General features: G+C 30.2%; 16 protein-coding genes and 3 tRNA genes. 9 read left to right on the forward strand and 10 right to left on the reverse strand.

Annotation, left to right across the window (positions count from 1 at the left end):
* The first annotated feature begins 458 nt into the window (after positions 1-458).
* The 4 genes from ACKVOV_RS03425 to ygiD all read left to right on the forward strand — a co-directional run bounded on the left by ACKVOV_RS03425 (position 459) and on the right by ygiD (position 2,214).
* Entirely contained in the window at positions 459-602 is a 144-nt protein-coding gene (locus ACKVOV_RS03425; protein WP_409205374.1) for an SsrA-binding protein, read from the forward strand.
* A gap of 68 nt (positions 603-670) precedes the next feature.
* Positions 671-744: transfer RNA gene (locus ACKVOV_RS03430), tRNA-Arg, on the forward strand.
* Positions 745-810: 66 nt separating this feature from the next.
* Entirely contained in the window at positions 811-1,383 is a 573-nt protein-coding gene (locus ACKVOV_RS03435) for a pentapeptide repeat-containing protein (RefSeq protein WP_409205375.1), read from the forward strand.
* Between the two features lie 3 nt (positions 1,384-1,386).
* A complete protein-coding gene (gene ygiD / locus ACKVOV_RS03440; protein WP_409205376.1) occupies positions 1,387-2,214 on the forward strand; it encodes a 4,5-DOPA dioxygenase extradiol in 828 nt (275 codons plus the stop codon).
* A 215-nt stretch (positions 2,215-2,429) separates the two neighbouring features.
* Here ygiD and ACKVOV_RS03445 read toward each other — a convergent pair whose 3' ends face one another.
* The 6 genes from ACKVOV_RS03445 to proS all read right to left on the reverse strand — a co-directional run bounded on the left by ACKVOV_RS03445 (position 2,430) and on the right by proS (position 8,031).
* Complete coding sequence (locus ACKVOV_RS03445; protein WP_409205377.1) at positions 2,430-3,800, reverse strand: T9SS type A sorting domain-containing protein; 1,371 nt, start codon at positions 3,798-3,800, stop codon at positions 2,430-2,432.
* Positions 3,801-3,909: 109 nt separating this feature from the next.
* On the reverse strand, positions 3,910-5,706 hold the full coding sequence (gene typA, locus ACKVOV_RS03450) for a translational GTPase TypA (protein WP_409205378.1): 1,797 nt from the start codon (positions 5,704-5,706) through the stop codon (positions 3,910-3,912).
* Between the two features lie 172 nt (positions 5,707-5,878).
* Entirely contained in the window at positions 5,879-6,130 is a 252-nt protein-coding gene (gene rpsT / locus ACKVOV_RS03455; protein ID WP_409205379.1) for a 30S ribosomal protein S20, read from the reverse strand.
* 157 nt (positions 6,131-6,287) lie between these two features.
* A tRNA-Glu gene (locus tag ACKVOV_RS03460) sits at positions 6,288-6,359 on the reverse strand.
* A 29-nt stretch (positions 6,360-6,388) separates the two neighbouring features.
* Positions 6,389-6,460 (reverse strand) — tRNA-Glu (locus ACKVOV_RS03465).
* Positions 6,461-6,552: 92 nt separating this feature from the next.
* Entirely contained in the window at positions 6,553-8,031 is a 1,479-nt protein-coding gene (proS, locus tag ACKVOV_RS03470; protein ID WP_409205380.1) for a proline--tRNA ligase, read from the reverse strand.
* Positions 8,032-8,133: 102 nt separating this feature from the next.
* Between proS and ACKVOV_RS03475 the strand changes: the two genes are divergently transcribed.
* The 3 genes from ACKVOV_RS03475 to rimO all read left to right on the forward strand — a co-directional run bounded on the left by ACKVOV_RS03475 (position 8,134) and on the right by rimO (position 12,316).
* Complete coding sequence (locus ACKVOV_RS03475) at positions 8,134-9,174, forward strand: hypothetical protein (protein WP_409205381.1); 1,041 nt, start codon at positions 8,134-8,136, stop codon at positions 9,172-9,174.
* A 69-nt stretch (positions 9,175-9,243) separates the two neighbouring features.
* Positions 9,244-10,761 carry an OmpP1/FadL family transporter gene (locus tag ACKVOV_RS03480; protein ID WP_409205382.1) on the forward strand — a complete coding sequence of 506 codons (1,518 nt, stop codon included), beginning with the start codon at positions 9,244-9,246 and terminating at the stop codon, positions 10,759-10,761.
* 253 nt (positions 10,762-11,014) lie between these two features.
* Positions 11,015-12,316, forward strand: a complete 1,302-nt coding sequence (gene rimO, locus ACKVOV_RS03485; protein ID WP_409205383.1) for a 30S ribosomal protein S12 methylthiotransferase RimO — start codon at positions 11,015-11,017, stop codon at positions 12,314-12,316.
* Positions 12,317-12,408: 92 nt separating this feature from the next.
* Here the strand turns inward: rimO and ACKVOV_RS03490 are convergent, their stop codons facing one another.
* Entirely contained in the window at positions 12,409-12,792 is a 384-nt protein-coding gene (locus tag ACKVOV_RS03490) for a DUF1573 domain-containing protein (protein ID WP_409205384.1), read from the reverse strand.
* 187 nt (positions 12,793-12,979) lie between these two features.
* On the opposite strand from ACKVOV_RS03490, the gene ACKVOV_RS03495 reads away from it, so the two are divergent.
* Complete coding sequence (locus tag ACKVOV_RS03495) at positions 12,980-14,239, forward strand: sensor histidine kinase (protein WP_409205385.1); 1,260 nt, start codon at positions 12,980-12,982, stop codon at positions 14,237-14,239.
* The gene (locus ACKVOV_RS03500; protein ID WP_409205386.1) at positions 14,239-14,928 is read left to right on the forward strand and encodes a response regulator transcription factor; all 690 of its coding nucleotides are present in this window, start codon (positions 14,239-14,241) and stop codon (positions 14,926-14,928) included. Before ACKVOV_RS03495 ends, ACKVOV_RS03500 begins: the two co-directional genes overlap by 1 nt.
* 2 nt (positions 14,929-14,930) lie before the next feature.
* Here the strand turns inward: ACKVOV_RS03500 and ACKVOV_RS03505 are convergent, their stop codons facing one another.
* From ACKVOV_RS03505 to ACKVOV_RS03515, 3 genes are all read right to left on the reverse strand, one after another.
* Entirely contained in the window at positions 14,931-17,048 is a 2,118-nt protein-coding gene (locus tag ACKVOV_RS03505; protein WP_409205387.1) for a response regulator, read from the reverse strand.
* 93 nt (positions 17,049-17,141) lie between these two features.
* Entirely contained in the window at positions 17,142-17,480 is a 339-nt protein-coding gene (locus ACKVOV_RS03510; RefSeq protein ID WP_409205388.1) for a hypothetical protein, read from the reverse strand.
* A gap of 325 nt (positions 17,481-17,805) precedes the next feature.
* Entirely contained in the window at positions 17,806-19,902 is a 2,097-nt protein-coding gene (locus tag ACKVOV_RS03515) for an ATP-binding protein (RefSeq protein WP_409205389.1), read from the reverse strand.
* Positions 19,903-19,959 lie beyond the last annotated feature (57 nt).

A 19,959-nucleotide genomic window follows, 5' to 3' on the forward strand; every position in this document is an offset into this window, starting at 1 on the left:
AACTGTTCTTGTGATTTTAATGTTTCAGACATGCTGATAAAAATTTGTATTTTGTTTTTCGTGAGTTTCTTTACGCGATAGAAAAACAAAAGTGTTTTACATAAATTATTTAATTCCCAAACGAAACTCTACTCTGCATTTTGGACTGCAAAAGTAATTCTTTTTTTTGTAATCGCAAACAGTTGTACAACTTATTATTAGAAGCAAGAAACAGTTCTTTTATCAGGAAACATTCTCCCGCTTTTTGCAACAATCTTTTTCCCTAATTCTCTATACTCCTCGCAAAAAAAGTGAACAACTCGAACTTAGAAAAAGAAGAGTTTCACTGTAAATGGAGTTTACCGAACACAAATGAAAATAAAAGTTAAGTGAAGTAATAAGAGAATGTATAAGATAACAATTAATTTTTAGAAGCATTAAATTATAAAATTTAGATTTACCTTTGCAAAAAAAGAAACATGTACAAAATTCTAGCACAAATAAACAAAATTATTCTACCTAGTTTTTCTAAACAAAGACTAGATTTAGCCAAGGCAAAAAAATGGCAAATGGCGATTATTGGCTATCGTTATTTTGTAACAAAAAAAGCATTAGGTAATTAATTTTAGGATTTTTTTAAAACATATTTGCAGGTTTAATTATAATACCTATATTTGCACTCACAAAAAAAGGCCTCGTGGCGCAACTGAATAGCGCACTTGATTACGGCTCAAGAGGTTACTGGTTTGAATCCAGTCGAGGTCACAAAAGCTCATCAACTTGATGGGCTTTTTTTATTTACTACATTTACTGTTTTTAACAAATCATGCTATGTCTGAAAATTTTATATACGACAAAGAATACAATAATATTACATTTAGTCAATACGAAATCTCACAAAAAGAATACGAAAATTGTGTTTTTAATCACTGTGATTTAACGACTTGCAATTTTACCGGAACAGCTTTTGTAGATTGCACGTTTAATTTTTGTAACTTTAAAGAAGCGAAAATTGGTCATGTCGGACTGAGAAATGTAATGTTTAATGACTGTGATTTTACTTCGGTAAACTTTGCAATGACAGATCAAATAATTTACGAATTCAATTTCAAGAACTGTAAATTAGATTATGTCCAGTTTTATGATTTAAAATTACGAGGAATGTCATTTATAGATTGCAGTATGGTAAGCGTAGATTTTATGCAATCTGATTTGACTGAAGTGTTATTTGACAATTGCAACTTACATTTAGCTGTATTTAGTGATGCTATTGCAAATAAAGCAGACTTTTATTCAAGTTATTTCTTTTCGATAGACCCTGAAAAAACAAAACTAAAAAAAGCTATTTTTTCACAAGAAGGATTAAAAGGCCTATTGGATAAATATGAGATTATAATCAAATAACTTATGAATCTAAACGATTTACATACTATTTCAAGTACATTTTCATTAACAGAGAAAATGCCCGTGTTATTCCTAGGTCACGGCAATCCTATGAATGCCATTGAAGAAAATCAGTTTGTTACTGGCTTTAGGAATGTTGCCAAAACATTACCAAAACCAAATGCTATTTTATGTATTTCGGCACATTGGTTTACAAATGGTACAAAGGTTACAGCTATGGAGTTCCCTCCTCCTATTCATGATTTTGGTGGTTTCCCAAAAGAATTATATGATGTGCAATATCCCGCAAAAGGAAGTCCAGAATTAGCGCAAGAAACCAAACAACTTTTAAGCCCTACACTTGTAGAATTAGATGAAGAATGGGGATTAGATCATGGCGCTTGGAGTGTTATAAAACACTTATATCCAGAAGCTAACATACCTGTAATACAATTAAGCATCGATTACACAAAACCCGCTAACTATCATTTTGAACTGGCTAAAAAATTAAAATCATTACGTCACAGAGGAATTTTGATTATTGGTAGCGGAAATATCATTCACAATTTACGATTAGTTGACTTTAAAAATTTCAATACGATAGATTATGGTTACGACTGGGCTATTGAAGCACATGAAACAATCAATAATTATTTACTTGAAGGTAATTACAAGCCTCTTATCGATTATAAGTCTCAAAGCAGTTCTTTTCAACTCGCAATTCCAACTCCAGATCATTATTTACCGTTGCTTTACACACTAGGTTTACAAGACAAAACTGATGATTTAAGTTTATTTAATGATAATTTACTTGCTGGTTCTTTGAGTATGACATCTGTAAAAATTAATTAATTTTACATTGGTATTGTAAATTTTACAACTTAGCTTTTTTTAAATAAAAAACCATCAACTTACATTGATGGTTTTTTATTTAGGTAGATTTTTAATATTTTTCTATTAGTTTACGTTAAATAGATTTTTCTCAAACAAATAGATTTTTGGTGTACATTGAACATATTCATCTTTTTGAATGTATTCTAAAGCTTTTCCTGCTACAGTTTTTACTTTTACTCTTTAGTTACTTTAATCATTTTCACCAAATCACCAGCAATTATTTTAACAAAATAAGAACCCGAAGATAAGTTTGAAATATCAATTTTAACATCATTCGCATTGACCTTTTTTGAGATAACTTCTTGACCTAAAAAATTATAAATTAAAATGGTATTAATTTGATTGTCAAACGAAACCGTCAAAATATCTTTTATCGGGTTTGGATAAACTTTCAAATTGTTTGAAATATCGAAATCATTGAGACCTAATGCTGCCGCTGGGCAAGTGAATGCCGAAGTTGGTGTATTATAGGTACCACCTGTTGTTCCGTTTCCTAATTGACCATTATTGAAACCAAAAAACCAATACGACCCGTCTGTTTTTAATGCAGAAGTACTAACAATAGATCCAGCAACACTCATCCAATTTGAGGCTGTACCAATTTGGGTTGGCACCAATTTATCTATCGAAGTACCATCTCCCAATTGTGAGTTAGAATTTAATCCCCAAGTCCAAAGTGTACCATCGGTTTTAATTGCAACAGTATGGTATTTCCCCTGCGAAACCATTGCCCAGTTTGTATCTGTTCCCACTTGTGTAGGAACATTTTTATCAATTATTGTCCCATCTCCCAACTGCCCTTTATTGTTATATCCCCATGTCCAAAGTGTACCATCGGTTTTAATTGCTGCAGAATTGTATTCTCTTACCGAGATGCTTTGCCAATTTGTTCCAGTTCCTATTTGAGTTGGAACGGTTTTACCAACATTCGAGCCATCACCCATTTGCCCGTAAAAGTTATCACCCCAAGCCCAAAGTGTACCATCAGTTTTTATAGCAATTGTATGCAAAAATCCTCCATCAATACTTTGCCAGTTATTTAAAGCACCTATGCGGGTTGGAACTAATCTATTTGCAATTGTTCCATCACCCAATTGCCCACTCGGATTATTACCCCAAGCCCAAAGAGAACCGTCAGTTTTGATACCAAAAGAAAACAGATTACCTGTACCAACACTTTGCCAATCAGTAGCAGTGCCAATTCGGGTTACTGTATTTCGAGCTGTTGTAGTGCCATCGCCTAAATATCCAAAAGCATTTAATCCCCAAGCCCATAGCGTTCCATTGGTTTGAACTCCAACTGTGTGATTAAATTGCCCACTTAAACTTTGCCAGTTTGATGCTGTACCTACTTTTAACGGCACATTGCTACTAGAATTTGCACCTTGACCTAAATTTCCATTACTACCATATCCCAAACCCCAATAAGTGCCATTTTGAGCAATCATTAAAGCGTTTTGTTCTTGTACTATTAATTTTTGCCAACATTGTCCAAAAGATTGAACAGTAATAAATAATATTAAAATTGTAATTATTTTTTTCATAGTTTAATTTTTAAATCAAATTTAGTTTTTTATTTATCAAAAAAAAGAAACAAATAAAAAAATCCCAAACTACTAAAGTTTGGGATTTACAATGCTTTAAATTTAGAAATTAAATCTTAAATCTTTTTCTATCAGTTTCTGTCAAATATATTTTTCTCAAACGAATAGATTTTGGTGTACACTCAACATATTCATCTTTTTGAATGTATTCTAAAGCTTCCTCAAGAGAGAAAATAATTGGTGGAATAATTCTTGCTTTTTCGTCATTTCCAGACGAACGAACGTTAGATTGTTTTTTCTCTTTAGTTACGTTTACACACATATCATCACCACGAGAGTTTTCCCCAATTACTTGACCTTCGTAAATTTCGGCATTTGGTTCAACAAAAAACTTACCACGATCTTGTAATTTATCGATAGAATAAGGAATTGCTTTTCCTTTTTCCATAGAAATCAATGAACCTTTGTTACGTCCAGAAATTTCACCTTTGTAAGGCTCATATCCAATGAAACGGTGTGCCATAATAGCTTCTCCCGCAGTAGCAGTAAGTAATTGATTACGCAATCCAATAATTCCACGAGATGGAATATTAAATTTTATAATCATACGTTCCCCTTTTGTTTCCATACTCAACATTTCACCTTTACGTAAAGTAACAAACTCTACAGCTCTTCCCGAAAGCGTTTCTGGTAAATCGATAGTTAACTCTTCAATAGACTCACATTTTTTACCATCAATTTCTTTGATGATAACTTGTGGTTGACCAATTTGTAATTCGTAACCTTCTCTTCTCATTGTTTCGATAAGAACAGATAAGTGAAGTACTCCACGACCAAAAACCATGAATTTATCAGCCGAATCTGTTTCGCCTAACTTCATCGCTAAGTTTTTCTCTAATTCTTTTGTCAAACGATCTCTAATATGACGAGAAGTTACAAATTTACCCTCTTTACCAAAGAAAGGAGAGTCATTAATTGTAAACAACATACTCATTGTTGGCTCATCGATAGCAATAGTTTGTAAAGCTTCTGGATTTTCAGAATCGGCAATTGTATCTCCAATTTCGAAACCTTCTACTCCAACAATCGCACAAATATCTCCAGCAATTACTTGTTGCACTTTTTTACGACCAAGACCTTCAAAAGTATGTAATTCTTTAATTCTAGATTTCACTACTGTACCATCTCTTTTTACTAATGAGATTGGCATACCTTCATTAAGAACTCCTCTTTCTAGACGACCAATTGCGATACGACCCGTAAAAGCTGAGAAATCTAAAGATGTAATTAACATTTGTGGTGTTCCTTCAGAAACTTTAGGAGCAGGTACATTTTCGATAACCATATCCAACAATGCTTCCACATTATCAGTTACGTTTTCCCAATGGTCTGACATCCAGTTATTTTTAGCTGAACCATAAACTGTTGGAAAATCCAACTGCCATTCTTCAGCACCTAATTCGAACATTAAGTCAAAAACTTTTTCATGAACTTCTTCAGGAGTACAGTTTTCTTTATCAACTTTATTAATAACTACGCAAGGTTTTAGACCTAAATCTAAAGCTTTTTGTAATACAAAACGTGTTTGTGGCATTGGCCCTTCAAAAGCATCTACAAGTAGACAAACTCCATCAGCCATATTCAATACTCTTTCTACTTCTCCACCAAAATCGGCGTGACCAGGAGTATCGATAATATTAATTTTTGTTCCTTTATAAATAACAGAAACGTTTTTAGATGTAATTGTAATTCCTCTTTCACGCTCTAAGTCGTTGTTGTCTAGAATTAAATCACCTGTGTTTTCGTTATCACGAAATAGTTGACAGTGATACATGATTTTATCAACCAAAGTAGTTTTACCGTGATCGACGTGAGCAATAATTGCAATGTTTCTAATAGATTCCATCTGTGTTTTTTTGTGGGTGCAAAAGTACATAAAAAAATACATAAATCATAGTATTCTTTTATCTCTTTAATTTTGAAGCAAATATGTTAACGTTTTACTTACATTAACCGAAATTAAAACCATAAAAAAAGCCCCTAAAAAAGGAGCTTTTATAAAATTTGAACACTAAGTATTACAAAGAAGAAACGAATCTAGTTAATTTAGATTTTAAGTTTGATGCTTTGTTATCGTGTATAATGTTTTTCTTAGCTAATTTATCAATCATAGAGATTACGTTTGATAATTTTGCAGAAGCTTCAGTTTTATCAGTAGCAATTCTTAATGCTTTGATAGCATTACGAGTTGTTTTGTGTTGATATCTGTTTAACACTCTTTTCTTTTCGTTGCTTCTAATTCTTTTTAAAGCTGACTTATGATTTGCCATTTTCTTTGATTTTTTAATTGTAATAATTATTTATAAACTATCAGTTAAAAAAGAAAAACCTCCCACAATTGTTTAACAATCACTTTGGTTTTAACTAATAAAATAAAAACTCGAGACACCAAGTTTGAATTTCACAAAACTTATTTACAACTAATTGTAGCCCGTAGGGGAATCGAACCCCTCTTACATGGATGAAAACCATGCGTCCTAACCGATAGACGAACGGGCCTTAGATTTTTGTAACCTCAATAATTTATGTAGCCCGTAGGGGAATCGAACCCCTCTTACATGGATGAAAACCATGCGTCCTAACCGATAGACGAACGGGCCATTGCATTATTTTGTAATGCGAGTGCAAAAATACAACTATTTTTTATTCTCACAATAGTCAGATAACATTTTTTGCAATATTTTATTTTATTTTAATACGCCTTTGCAAAAAGAACTCTTCCAATCGACTGTTTTCCAGTAAACATACAGCTTCCAGACTCCTCTTTCCTATCTAATGCAATACAACGAATAGTTGCTTTTGTTAATTCTTTTATTTTTTCTTCAGTTTCTGGAGTTCCATCCCAATGTGCCGAGATAAATCCTCCTTTGTTCTCAAGAACTGTTTTAAATTCTTCAAAATCAGAAACTTCAGTAATATGTGTATCTCTATATTGCAATGCTTTGTTGAATAAATCACTCTGAATTTGCTCTAACAGATCACTTATATATCTTGCAATTCCGTCTGCCGATTTTACTTCTTTTGTCAATGTGTCTCTTCTTGCAATTTCGAAAGTTCCGTTCTCTAAATCTTTTGGACCAATGGCAATTCGAACAGGAACTCCTTTTAATTCCCATTCGGCAAACTTGAATCCTGGTTTTTGAGTTGTTCTGTTATCAAATTTAACCGAAATGTTTAGTTTTTTGAATTGAGCTACCAAATCATTAGCTACAGCCGAAATCTTTTCAAACTCTTCATCTGTTTTAAAAATAGGGACAATAACTACTTGAATTGGCGCTAAATTAGGAGGCAAAACCAATCCGTTATCATCAGAATGTGTCATAACTAATGCACCCATCAAACGTGTAGAAACACCCCATGAAGTTCCCCAAACGTGCTCTTGTTTTCCTTCGGCATTGGCAAATTTCACATCAAATGCTTTAGCAAAATTTTGACCTAAAAAGTGAGATGTTCCTGCTTGCAATGCTTTCCCATCTTGCATTAAAGCTTCAATACAATATGTTTCTTCTGCTCCAGCAAAACGTTCTGTTTCAGTTTTCAATCCTTTAATAACTGGTATTGCCATAAAATTTTGAGCAAAATCAGCATATACTTGCATCATTTTTTCAGATTCTTCGATTGCCTCTTCTCTAGTTGCATGAGCTGTGTGACCTTCCTGCCATAAAAACTCTGCAGTACGAAGAAATAATCTTGTACGCATTTCCCAACGAACCACATTAGCCCATTGATTAATTAACAATGGTAAATCTCTGTAAGATTGAATCCAACCTTTATATGTACTCCAAATAATTGCTTCAGAAGTTGGACGAACTATCAATTCTTCTTCTAATTTGGCATTTGGATCTACCATTAATTTTCCTGGTTTATCAGGATCATTTTTTAATCTATAATGTGTAACAATAGCACATTCTTTAGCAAAGCCTTCTGCATTTTTTTCTTCGGCTTCAAACATACTCTTTGGTACAAAAAGTGGGAAGTAAGCATTGCTATGTCCTGTTTCTTTAAACATTCTGTCTAGTTCTGCTTGCATTTTTTCCCAAATAGCATAACCATAGGGTTTGATAACCATACAACCTCTAACTCCGGAATTTTCAGCTAAATCAGCCTTTACAACCAGTTCGTTATACCATTTTGAATAATCTTCTTCTCTTGTAGTTAAATTCTTGCTCATTTTGAATAGTTTGGCACAAATGTTGTACCTATGTTAAAAAATAAAATAGTTCGACAAAACTAACTATTTTTGTTATGTCCAACAATAAAAAACCTTAGAGATATGAAAACTTATTATTTTATAACAAAAAAAGCATTCCTTAAATCCTTTGTTGGATTATTAAGTTTGGCTGCTATATCCTGTGGCTCTTACCAAAACAAATCATATTATGATAATGATGGAATATATGGTGGAGAAAAACAAAAACCAACTGCAGAAAACACAGAACAAACACCTAAAACTAATGAATCAAACAACAAATACAAAGAATATTTTGGTTCAAATGCCAACAAATATAGCAATGAACAGTCTGAAGTACTTACAGATGTAGAAAACTATTCAAGCGATAATAACAATCAGAATAAAAATTCTAATTCAGAAAGTTATTCTAGTTGGGAAAGTAGTAGTGATCATATCACTATAAATGTGTATGATAACTATTGGGGAAATCACAATTATGGTTACTGGAATACTTATTGGGGATATTATAGTCCTTGGAATTCTGGTTGGTACAGTCCTTGGGGATATACTGGATACTACAGTTGGGGCTGGAACAATCCTTATTATGGAGGTTATTATGGATATAATAATTACTATTATGGTTACAATAACTGGTATAATGGTGGATATTATGGAAACAATTACGCATACAGTCATGGAAGAAGAGGTTCTGCATATACTGACCGATACGGAAATAATGGCGGAAGAAACTATTCCGACAGAAGAAATATCTCTAGAATAGATAACCCTAGAACAAATTTTTCTCAACCTAGGAGAGAGCCAAGAAATGAAACAAATTCTGGGAACAATATATACAATACTCCTAGACCTAGAAACAGTACGCCTAGAAGTAATGATAACATTAATCCTAGAAGTAATAATTCTGGAAACGATATTTATAATACTCCAAGACCTAGATACAATGCCCCTAGTGAAAGTACTCCTAGAAACAATGACTATACTCCTAGACCAAGAACAGAGTCACCAAGGAGCGAGAGTCCAAGAAGTTATGATTCCCCTCGTTCGTCCCCTTCTTCAGGAAGTGGTAATTACGGAGGAAGTACTTTTGGCGGTGGGCGTTCTGGCGGTGGACGTAGAGGGTAACAAATTATATAACCAATGTATCTATTTATAAATACATTGGTTTTTTATTGACATTAAAAATGAAAAAAAATGAAAAAATATATTTCTCTTTTTGTAATTACACTTTGTTTTTCTGGAATACAAGCACAAGATGCATCTGATGCATACAGATACTCTCAGGATAATATTAGCGGAACTGCTCGATTTAGAGCTATGAGTGGCGCTTTTGGAGCATTAGGTGGAGACTTATCTGCTATAAATTTAAATCCAGCTGGATCAGTCGTTTTTGCCAACAATCAAATAGCCTTTTCTGGAAGCAACTTTAATACAAAAAACAAATCAAATTATTTTGGAAAACAAACATCTGAGAGTAATAATTCCCTCGATTTAAACCAAGCGGGAGCAGTTTTTGTTTTTGAAAATAATCATGAAAATAACGATTGGAAAAAATTCTCTATTGCTATTAATTACGAAAACACAAATAATTTTGATAACTCATTATTCTCTGCTGGAACAAATAATAATTCTATAGATAATTATTTTTTAAATAATGCTAATGGGCTAAAATTAAGCATTGTAAATGGAACAGATTATTATTATGACGAACTAACTTTTAGAGAACAACAAGCTTATTTAGGTTACAAAGCTTTTGTTATTAATGAATCAGCAACCTATAATGATGTTACTAATAGAAGCTATATCTCTTTAGTTGCGCCAGGTGGAAATTATTACCAAACAAATAGTACAGAAGCTACTGGATATAATGGTAAAGTGACTTTTAATGCTGCAACGCAATATAAAGATATATTAATGTTAGGGATTAATTTGAATACTCATTTTATAGATTACAAACGTTCGAATCGATTTACCGAAAGCAACAATAATAATACTTCAGCTATTAACGATTTAGTAAACAGAATTGCTTTCAATAATGATTTGTACACTTATGGATCAGGATTTTCACTTCAATTAGGAGCAATTGTTAAACCTATAAAAGAAATTAGACTTGGTTTAGCATACCAATCACCTACTTGGTATAAACTAACTGATGAGCTAACTCAAAGCTTATCGGCAATAAGTGGAAATACCGCAGGAAATTTACCAGAAGACGTTGCTAATCCTAATCTTACAATTATTTATCCAGCCTATAAATTACAGAATCCTAGTAAACTTACTGGAAGTTTTGCTTATATTTTTGGTAAAAGAGGATTGATTAGTTTTGATTACAGCTTAAAAAATTATAGCAATTTAGCATTTAGCCCTAAAAATGATGACTATTTTCAATCTATAAATAATTCTTTGTCTAAATATTCTAGAGAGCATGCATCAGAATATAGTATTGGGGGAGAATACAAAATAAAACAGTTTAGTCTTCGTGGTGGTTATCATTTCGAGCAAAGTCCATATAAAAATGCAACTACAATAGGAAATTTAACTAGCTACTCTGGAGGAATTGGTTATAATTTTGGTAATACAAAATTAGATTTGGCTTACTCAAATTCGAAAAGAGATTCTAACCAACAGTTTTTTAATCAAGGCTTAACAGATGCTGCAAAAATAAATACTATAAAAAACAATGTTACACTAACATTAGCATTTGAATTATAGTAATAAACTTATATAATCAAAATCATGAATAAACCGTTTCGTTCCTAAAAAACGAGACGGTTTATTTTTTAGCCCTGATTACTTCACTATGCTTTCATTTTCATTGGAGTTCAGTGAACTTCGTTTGAAGTGAAAATCCTTGCCATTTTTCTTGGCAAGATTGCAACAAATAGCAGGAAATAGCTCCTAAAAACAAAAAAACATAGTTATACCAAAATAAAAGCGTAATTTTGCACTCCAAAATTTAAATGGTATGAGAACCAAATCGTTAAAGAAAAATAAGATTAATGTAATCACTCTTGGGTGTTCAAAAAATGTATACGATAGCGAAGTGCTTATGGGGCAACTCAAAGCAAGCGGAAAAGACGTTGTACATGAAGAAGAAGGGAATATTGTCGTAATAAATACTTGTGGATTTATAGATAATGCCAAAGCAGAATCGGTAAATACAATCTTAGAATATGCTGACAAAAAAGAGCGTGGATTAGTCGATAAAGTTTTTGTAACAGGATGTTTGTCTGAGCGTTACAGACCCGATTTAGAAAAAGAAATACCAAACGTAGATCAGTATTTTGGGACTACAGAGTTGCCTGCTTTACTAAAAGCATTAGGTGCCGATTATAAGCATGAGTTATTAGGTGAACGTCTTACAACAACACCTAAAAATTACGCATACCTTAAAATTTCTGAAGGTTGTGACCGTCCTTGTAGTTTTTGTGCTATTCCACTTATGCGTGGAAAAAATGTGTCACAAACTATTGAAAAATTAGTAAAAGAAGCCGAAGGTTTAGCTAAAAACGGTGTAAAAGAACTAATTCTTATTGCCCAAGATTTAACTTATTACGGTTTAGATTTATATAAAAAACGAGCTTTAGGTGAATTGCTAGAAGCGTTAGTAAAAGTAGAAGGTATCGAATGGATTCGTTTGCATTACGCCTTCCCTACTGGCTTCCCGATGGATGTGCTGGAAATCATGAAACGTGAACCAAAAATTTGTAATTATATTGATATTCCGTTGCAACACATTTCAGATTCTATCTTGAAATCTATGAAACGTGGAACTACAAGAGAAAAAACGACCAAATTATTGAAAGATTTCCGTGCTGCTGTTCCTGGAATGGCAATTAGAACGACGTTGATAGTGGGATATCCTGGTGAAACGGAAGAAGATTTTGAGATTCTGAAAGAATTTGTACAGGAAATGAAATTTGACCGAATGGGTTGTTTTGCTTATTCTCATGAAGAAAATACTAGTGCTTACGAATTAGTAGATGATGTTCCAGACGAAGTGAAACAAGCGCGTTCGTTAGAAATTATGGATTTACAGTCACAAATTTCTTGGGATTTGAACCAAGAAAAACTAGGACAAACTTTCCGTTGTATTATTGATAGAAAAGAAGGAACGCATTTTGTTGGAAGAACTGAATTTGATAGCCCAGATGTAGATAACGAAGTACTTATAGATGCTACAAAACACTATGTAAAAACTGGCGAATTTGTAAATATAAAAATTATTGAAGCTACTGAGTTTGACTTATATGGCGAACCAGCTTAGAAATATTAGATTTTAGAATTAAGATTTTAGATTAAAAACTCCGAAAACACAAAATGTTTCGGAGTTTTCTTTTTAAACTAATATAATTCCGTTTAACTCTGAGGCACAACAGTCTTTACAGTTCCTTTTAATGTTAAAACTTTTGGGCTTGCATCAGCATTTGTAGTTACTGTTACTGTTTTTGTAAATGATCCAACATTTGCCGCATTGTAAGTTGCTGTAACAATACCTGATTTTCCAGATTTTATCGATTCTTTTGTATAATCGGTAGCAGTACAACCGCAAGAACCTTGCACGTTTGTAATAATTACATCTGTTTTTCCAGTATTTTTAAATTCAAAAACAATAGCTTTTGGTTTGCCTTGCGGGATTTCTCCAACATCGATGCTTTCGCTTTTCCAGACAATAGACGAAACGGTTGCAAAAGACATTAATCCTAATGTTAATGCTAAAAATGAGATTTTAATTGTGTTCATAATTTTAAATTTAATTGATTAATAAATTGATTAATAAATTGGTTTGTCAAATTTGATAATTCAAAAGTAGATGAAGAAAAGCTTGACTCTTGTTAACCAATTTCAAATGTTTGTTAATGACTTGTTAACGGTTATTTTTAATGTATTTTTTAAGTAAATTTGAACAGATGATAAACATAATTTACAATTGAAAACAAACAAATTAAATACCATAATAGTTCTTGGACTTATTGCTACTATTGGGATTCTTATAGCACAATTATTATGGACAAAACAAGCATTTACACTCGAAGAAAAGAAATTTTCACAAAAAGCACATATTGCTCTACTTGAAGTTGTAAAACATTTATATGAAGGTACAAATCATGACCTTCCGACGGAAAACCCTATAAAAAAAATAGCAAATGATTATTATGTTGTAAATATTGATAATGATTTTGAAGCAGAAATTCTTGAATATTATTTGAAATCAGAATTTAAAAAAGCAAACCTCAACACAGATTTTGAATATGCTATGTACAATTGCCAAAGCGACGAAATGGTTTATGGCAATTATGTTTCAGCAACTAATAAAACGCCTAAAAATGTTTCTGTTTATTTCCCAAAACACAAAAATCTAATTTACTATTTTGCGATTCGGTTTCCTAGTGAGACTTCCTATTTATTTAATTCTTTACGGTTTTGGTTTGTATTATCTATAGCATTAATCATAGTTTTATTAGTTTATGTATATTCTATTTACACGATTATTCAACAAAAGAAGTATTCCGAATTGCAACGTGATTTTATAAATAATATGACACACGAATTTAAAACACCTTTATCCTCAATATTAATTGCTTCTAATTATTTGAGGCAACAAGAAAGTATTAAAACAGATGAAAAACTGGAAAAATATACCCAAATCATTATTAACCAAAGTAATAAACTAAATAATCATATTGAGAAAATTTTAAATATCGCTAAATGGGATAATATTCCTATGACATTAGAGAAACAAAAACTAGAGCTTATTCCCATTCTTAATGATGTTATTGAAAACATTAATCTAAAATATGACAATGTTGCTATCACAATAAAAACAATTTTACCAACTATTTTTATTGATGCTGATGAATTTCATTTTTCTAATTTAGTTTATAATATTCTTGAAAATGCGATAAAATACGCTGATGACAAACCTGAAATTATTATAAAAATTTCTATGACAAAAACCAATTTATTACTCCAATTTATTGACAATGGAACTGGAATTTCTGAAAAAAACTTGCCATTTGTTTTTGATAAATTTTATCGAATTCCAGACAAAAAAAGTCATGAAGTAAACGGATTTGGCTTGGGATTATATTATGTAAAAAAAGTTTGTACACTACATGAATGGAAAATTTTAATAAAAAATAATACTGAAAAAGGAATTACAGTTTCAATTTTAATGCAACCTATATAATGGCAAATTTTAGAATACTATATACCGAAGACGACGAAACTTTAGCTTTTTTGACCAAGGACAATTTAGAACAAAATAACTATACAATCACACATTGCAATGATGGACAAATCGCTTTAGAAACTTTTAAAAATAATGTTTTTGACATTTGTATTCTAGATATTATGATGCCAAAAATAGATGGTTTCGAGCTGGCAACAGCTATTAGAAAATTGAATTCTGATATTCCAATTATTTTTCTTTCAGCAAAAACATTGAAAGAAGATCGTATAAAAGGATTAAAATTAGGTGCAGATGATTACTTAGTAAAACCTTTCAGCATTGAAGAATTATTGCTGAAAATTGAAATTTTCTTAAAACGTTCTCAGAAAAATAATTTCGATGAAAAAACTATTTACACTGTTGGTAAATATCAGTTTGATACTAAAAACTATGTGATTTTTACTACTGAAGAAAAAATAAAACTAACAGAAAGAGAATCGGAACTTTTAAAACTCTTTTTAGATAATAAAAATGTAGTTTTGAAACGGGAAGAAATTCTAAAAACACTTTGGGGTGATAATGATTACTTTATGGGAAGAAGCCTTGATGTATTTATTTCTCGTTTGCGAAAAATACTGGCCAATGAAGAAGAAATTTTTATCGAAAATTTACACGGAATTGGGTTTCGATTTAGCTCAAAAGACTAATTTTATGCCGAAATAGAGAGTTTTTCTATCATTTGATATAGCAAATCTTTTTTTATCGGCTTGGATATATATCCTGAAAATCCTGTCTTAAAAATCCGTTCTACTTCTTCACTAGATGTAAATGCTGTTTGAGCAATAATAGGTAATTTAGGTCTCATTTTTTTTATGATTTCAAAAGCCTGATGCCCGGATAGTTTTGGCATTTTAATATCCATTAATATTAAATCGATATTGTTATTCTTAGCTATTATTTCGACTGCTTTTTCTCCGTCTTCGGCTCGAATAATTTTATAATTTTTTGTTTTTAGAATTTTTTCAATTAGCAAAAAATTAAAATTATCATCCTCAGCTACTAAAATAGTTTCTACTAACTCATTTTTTATTAAATTTTCTTCTAATAAAATTTCATTTTCGGGAACTTTATTTTTATCTACTATTAGCGGAATAGAAAATTTGAATGTAGAACTTACTCCAAATTCAGATTCCAATGAGATTTGACCTCCTAATAATTCTATATATGCTTTTGCTAAAGTAAGTCCGAGTCCTAAACCTCCTCCTCTTATAGAATGATCATTTTCTATTTTTATGAATCGTTTAAATATTTTTTCGTAGTTCTCCTTCTCTATTCCTATTCCAGAATCGATAATGTAAAAATGAATCATAGAGGATTGATAATCTATCTCATAAAATAATACAATACTTCCTTTGTCTGTAAATTTTACTGCATTAGAAATCAAATTAGTAAGTATTTTTACAAGTTTATCTTTATCTGTTATTATTTTTTTAGATAACCCATTTTTAGATTTTTCTATCTTTATTTCGAGCTCATTACTTTTGGGAATTGATTTTTTAATATCATCTATTATATTCTGAATGCAATCATCTAAATCGAAATCAGAATATCTTATCTCAACTTGATCGGCATCAATTTTTGACATTTCTATCAAATCATCAATAATAGAAACTAAATTTTTTCCGCTTTTATTAATTATTTTCCTGTATTCAATTTCTTCATTTTTTGAAATTCCTTCGCTATCTAATAACTCCGAGAACCCCATAATTGCATTCATAGGTGTTCTTATTTCATGTGAAAGATTAGTTAAAAAAGCTGTTTTTAGCTTGTCACTCTCTTCTGCTTTTTGTTTAGATTTTTGAAGTTGTAGTTTTTGGTTCTGATTTTCTTCAAAAAGCTTGCCTATATATCGAAACTCTCCTCTAATTTTTTTGAGTGAATTAATAGCTCCTAAATCAGCTTTTTCTAATACTTTTTTTATTAATCTAATTGGTCTTTTAGCCCATTTTACAGCATAATAATGAAATATTAGAACAGATAATAAAAATCCTATAACAAAAATTAATAAAATATTTTTTGTTATACTAAAATCCACTTTATATATTCTATTAAACAATAATTTAGAAATAGTTTTGCCATTATAATCTTTTAGCTCGACTAAACTGTAAACTAAATTATCTTCAATTTTTTCATTGTCATTATAAAAATTAATATTGGAACTACTTATTCTTTCTAAATTTGTAAAATAATTTTCATCCAATAATCTAATCATAAAAAAATAACCAGCTGGCTTGTATTTATTTTTAAATGGATCATCTGACGGTTGTATTGTAGCTCCATAAACCTCCGCAATTCCTTCAGGAATTTTTATGTAAAACTTGTCTGTTTTTTTTTGATAAAGTTTATCTATTGCTCTTTTAGGAATTATATCTTTAGATTTAATTTTATTATCAGAAACGCTAGTAATAAAAATTGCTTTATCTGAATAAACAGACATATAATCTATCTTATGAGTGTATAAATTATTTGCTACCGATCTATTAAACCAGCTTAAATCTTTTGTTTTAATAAATGTAACAAACTCATCCCAATAGGTAATATCGCTAATAACCGATGCATATGATTCGGAATTTAAATCATTTAATGACTTCATTTCGTTTCTATACTGTTCGACAAAGTTGTTATAAATTTGTTTTTCTTGTCTTAATGTATAATAATAAAGTGAAAAAAAAAGTATTGAAAACCCAACAGTTACAACAACCAGCAAGAACACAACTTTAGAATAAGTTGTAACTGGACGTCTTTTATTATTAAGATTTATCATCATAATTAACTAATAATCATAAATGTAACTAAATTCAGTTAGATATTTTCATATAAATTAAAAAAAAATATTGATAATTAATTTTTATTCCTAAAACTACAAAATTTTTCCCAATTGCTCAGTGCTTACTATCGAAGGATTGCAAATATAATTCAGATAGATTGGCAATGAAAAGCGATTGTCTAGTTCTAATTCTTGAGTTATTTTTATCCCTAAATTTACGAGTGAAGGCTTATTGTAATTGCTTGTGGAATAATACTGCGCTTGATTATTTAGTACTACTCCAATTGCTGGTTCTAAATTTATATTTCTCAATGTTTTTCTAGATATTTTTGAAAGAGTAGCTAATTTCAACATAAGTTGTAAAATTTTGTTTTGGATTATTTCCATTACTATCATATCGAAAGTCGTTACCTGTAAGAAGTGAGCTAACATTTACTTTAAAAGGTTTCCAAACATCTGAAAAATCGAAAAGCAAATTAGCATCAATTGTTTTTACACCATTTTTGCTATAATTAAAAAAACTATTATTAATGTTTTCGACGGTTTAAACTGTTGTCCAAAATAATCATAAACCTGAATTTTTAAAAATTTATTCAAATCATAAGTTACACTAAAATCTATTTCTTGATAACTATTTACTGTTGATCTATATAGTATCTGTTACAGCTTTATTTTCATGACAAAAACAACTAATCGATAATGAAAAAAAACAGTAACTAAAATTGAATATATATTCATTTATAAATACATTCCTTAATTACTCTAATGATTCGGCAATAATTTCAAATAATTTTTCTTTATTTATTGGTTTTGTTATATAGTTTATAAAACCTGCTTGTTTCATTTTTTCATGATCTTCGGATGATGAATAAGCAGTTTGTGCAATTATTCTAAGTTCTGGTCTAAACACTTTTATTCTAGCTAGAGCCTCATAACCATTTAAAATTGGCATTTTTATATCCATCAAAACTAAATCAATTTTGTCATTATTCTTACAAAATTCTACCGCTTCTAGACCATTTTTTGCTCTTATTATTTTGTAGTTTTTAAGTTGCATAATTTTTTCGAGTAATAAAAAATTAATATTATCATCCTCGGCAATTAAGATTGTTTCATTTCCTATCGCTTCATCAGAAAATTTCTTTTTAGGTATTACAACACTTGGGTTTTTCTTATCAAAAATTAATGGTATCGTAAATACAAATCTAGAACCAATATCAACTTTTGATTGAAGTGAAATTGTTCCGCCTAACATTTCTACATAAGCTTTAGATATTGACAAACCTAGTCCTAAGCCCCCCACTTTGATAGCATAATCTCCGTCGATTCTTCTAAATCTATCAAAAATTATTTCTTGATGAGCTTCATCTATTCCTAAACCAGTATCATTTATAGTAAATGTAATTATAGAATTTTTATTATTTACTTTATATCCAAAAGTGACAAATCCGTGTTCAGTAAACTTAATAGCATTTGTAATTAAGTTTATTATAATTTGCTTGAGTTTAATTTCGTCTGTTAAAATTCTATTTGCAATTGGTTTTTCAGGTTTAATCAAATCAAAATCGATCATTTTATCTTTTGGGATTGTGATTTTTATAGCATTATATAATTCATTTAAACAAGATTCTAGATTTATACTGGTATAATTTGGGGTAATTTGCTGGGCATCAATCTTAGACATTTCAACAAGATCATCTATAATTGATACCAAGTTAGTACCACTTTGTGTAATTACATTTAAATATTCTAATCGTTCTTGGTCTTTTAATTTTTTGTTATTTAATAGCTCTGAAAAACCAACTATAGCATTCATCGGTGTTCTTATTTCGTGGGATAAATTGGTTAAAAATGCCGACTTTAAATTATCGCTTTCTTCTGCTTTTTGCTTAGAAAATTCTAATTGTTTTTTCTGTTTTATATTTTCTTCAAATAGATTACCAATATAACCAAATTCGACAGAGCTATTTTTCAGCAATCTAATTGCTTTTTTATTCCCTGTTTCTAAAACCCTTGTTATTAGTTTTAGTGGCTCGTGAATCCATCTTTTTGAAAAATAAAAATGAAAAAGAATTCCTATTATAAATGACCCAAAAGTAATATATAGTACGTTTTTTGTAGATTCGAAATCGACATTTAATTTTCTTTTAAAACTTAACTTTTCGATAATATCTCCTTTCCAATCTAATAAATTGGCCGTAGCAATAATAGACCTTTTATCAATATTAGAATCATTTACATTTAATAGGGTGATTTTAGAACTACTTATTTTTTCTAGATTTTTAAAATAGTTTTCGTCTAAGATCTTCGCCATAAAAAAGTAACCTGATGGATTAGTCTTTCTCTTTGTTGGATCATTAGAAGGATGAATTGTTGCACCATAAACTTCGACAATACCTTCTGGTAATTTTATGTAAAACTTTAATAATTTATTTTTATATAATTTTTTAAAAACATTTTTTGGAATAAAATTATCTCTTTGTATTTTATCTGTTGAAACTTTCATTATAAAATTACCTTGCAAATCATAAGTTGCCAGATAATCGACTTTATAAACCCCAAGTGATGCTGCTATCGATGCTTCAAACCATTTTTTATCTTTTGTTTTAATGAATTTTACCAACTCATCCCAATAAGTAATGTCTGTTATTGTAGAAATATTTGATTCGGAATTAAGTATTAATAAAGAATTTACTTCTTTATCAAACTGTTCTTTAGATGATTTATAAATTTGTTTTTCTTGCTGTAAAGTCTTATAATATAAAGAAAAAAAAAGTAGTAAAAAAGCTATCGTGGCAATAACATTAGACAATACTATTTTTTTATAAGTAGAAATGTTATTAAATTTTATCATATAAAAAATACAGTTTTGGGAAATAAACAGTATAAATTTACTTAAAAAAAGTAATAA

The sequence above is a fragment of the Flavobacterium sp. genome, from assembly GCF_046153165.1.
GTDB lineage: Bacteria > Bacteroidota > Bacteroidia > Flavobacteriales > Flavobacteriaceae > Flavobacterium.